The organism is Mycobacterium tilburgii, assembly GCF_902168065.1.
Lineage (GTDB): Bacteria > Actinomycetota > Actinomycetes > Mycobacteriales > Mycobacteriaceae > Mycobacterium > Mycobacterium tilburgii.
In genome coordinates this window covers 1-2,329 of sequence record NZ_LR655773.1, presented here as the reverse complement: position 1 = coordinate 2,329, position 2,329 = coordinate 1, and the positions used below count along the sequence as shown (strand labels likewise).

Sequence of the window (2,329 nt, the reverse complement as noted above, 5' to 3'; positions counted from 1 at the left end):
GTCACGGTGCTGGCATTCATGATGATGGGCGATGCGCTGCGCGACGCTTTGGATCCTGCGTCGCGAGCGAGGCGGGCATGAGCGATCTTAGCGCCGCGCTGCCGCTGTTGACCGTGGAGGGCCTGCAGGTCAGCTTCGGCGATCACACCCCCGCGGTGCGCGGAGTGGATCTGAGCGTCATGCGCGGTCAAACGGTCGCGGTAGTGGGCGAATCGGGTTCGGGGAAATCCACCACGGCCGCCGCGATCCTCGGGCTGCTGCCGCCCGGCGGGCGAATCACCGGTGGCCGCATCATCTTTGACGGCATCGACATCACCGCCGCGGATCGCCGGCTGCTGCGCTCCATCCGGGGCCGGCGCATCGGGTATGTGCCACAAGATCCGACGACTAACCTCAACCCGGTGTGGAATATCGGCTTCCAGATCCGAGAAGCGTTGCGGATCAACACCGATGGCCGTCAGGCCCGCCGACGGGCAGTGGAACTGCTCGCTCAGGCCGGGATGGCGGATCCGGAGAAACAAGCAGGCAAGTATCCGCACCAGCTGTCCGGGGGCATGTGTCAACGCGCCCTGATCGCCATCGGCCTCGCGGGCCACCCCCAGTTGTTGATCGCCGATGAGCCGACCTCCGCGCTGGACGTCACGGTGCAGCGGCAGGTGCTCGACCATCTGCAACACCTGACCGACGAACTCGGTACCGCGCTGCTGCTGATCACCCACGACCTGGCGCTGGCCGCCGAACGGGCCGAGCGGGTCGTCGTCGTGCACCGCGGCGTGGTAGTCGAATCCGGTGCCGCACATTCCATCCTGCGAGACCCTCAACACGAGTACACCCGGCGGCTGGTGGCCGCGGCTCCGTCGCTGACGGTCAAGACCGCGCCACGTCCGCCGGTGGCCGCCCCGGCGGGCGACATCCTCGTCGCCGCCGACCTGACCAAGGTCTACCGCGAATCGCACGGCGCACCGTGGCGGCTCACCGAGGTTCGCGCCGTCGACGCCGTGTCGTTCCGGCTGCGGCGGGCGCGCACGCTGGCGATCGTCGGCGAATCCGGTTCAGGAAAATCCACCGTGGCCAGGATGACGCTCGGTCTGCTCGAACCCACCTCCGGCACAGTGATGTTCGACGGCACCCACATCTCCGCCGCGACGAGTCGCGACGCGATGATAGCCTTCCGCCGGCGGGTGCAGCCAGTGTTCCAGAACCCGTACAGCAGCCTGGACCCGATGTACTCAGTGTTTCGCGCCATCGAAGAACCGTTGCGGATCCACCGCGTTGGCGATCGCGCTCAGCGCGACCGCGCGGTCCGTGAGCTCGTCGACCAGGTGGCGCTGCCGTCGTCGGTGCTGAGCAGGCTGCCGCGCGAGCTGTCGGGTGGTCAACGTCAGCGGGTGGCGATCGCGCGGGCGTTGGCGCTGCGGCCCGAGGTGCTGGTGTGTGACGAGGCGGTCTCGGCGCTCGACGTGCTGGTGCAGGCGCAGATTCTGGAACTGCTGGCCACGCTGCAGGCCGAGCTCGGCCTCGCCTACCTCTTCATCAGTCACGACTTGGCCGTGGTCCGGCAGATCGCCGACGAGGTGCTGGTGATGCGCGCCGGGCGGGTTGTCGAGCAGGCCGCCACCGAGGAACTGTCCAACCGGCCCAGCCACGAGTACACCCGGCAATTGCTGGAGGCCATTCCCGGCGCTTCCACCCCACCCCGATAGGTTGACAAGCTGTGACGGCAGACCCTCTGGCCCTGCTGATGGAGCTGCCCGGCGTCGTCGAGGCGACCGACCGGGCCCGCGAGGCGTTGGGCCGCACGCACCGGCATCGGACCAACCTGAGCGGTTGGCCGGTCACCGCGGCCGAGGCCTCGTTACGCGCGGCCCGCGCCTCCTCGGTGCTCGACGGCGGGCCGATGCGGTTCGAAGGTCTGGCGCACCAGTCCGGGTCAGCGATCCGGTATTCGGCGGAGCCCTGCGGGTGGCTCAGGAGCTGGTAGGCGGGGGGTCTGGTGGTCCGGACCTGGCAGTGGGCCCCGCTGCAGGCACTGGCCCGGCCTGCACATGCTGGCCGCCGCGGACCTGGCCGGCGAGGAACGGCTGGGCCGGCCGCGGGCCGACGCTGAGGTAGGGCCCGCGGCCGGCACTGCTGGCCGACATCGTGAGCGGGGGCACCCAAGTGCCGGCCCTGTGGTCGCCGCCGTTGCACACGGAGAACTGCTGACGCTCAAGCCTTTTGGCAGCGCGGACGGCGTGGTGGCGCGGGCGTCCTCGCGACTGGTGACCATCGCCAGCGGCTGGAGCCGGACGGGGTGGGGCTGGTGCTTTTGCGCGTCTGGGGGGGCGGG

The 2,329-nt window shown here is 69.9% G+C and carries 1 protein-coding gene and 1 pseudogene; both read left to right on the top strand.

Annotated elements, in window-relative coordinates; all coding sequences use genetic code 11:
- The first annotated feature begins 77 nt into the window (after nt 1-77).
- A complete protein-coding gene (locus FQ389_RS17505) occupies nt 78-1,703 on the top strand; it encodes a dipeptide ABC transporter ATP-binding protein (protein ID WP_144209915.1) in 1,626 nt (541 codons plus the stop codon).
- Between the two features lie 11 nt (nt 1,704-1,714).
- Nucleotides 1,715-2,329, top strand: a pseudogene (locus tag FQ389_RS17500) (oxidoreductase); the annotation flags it as partial.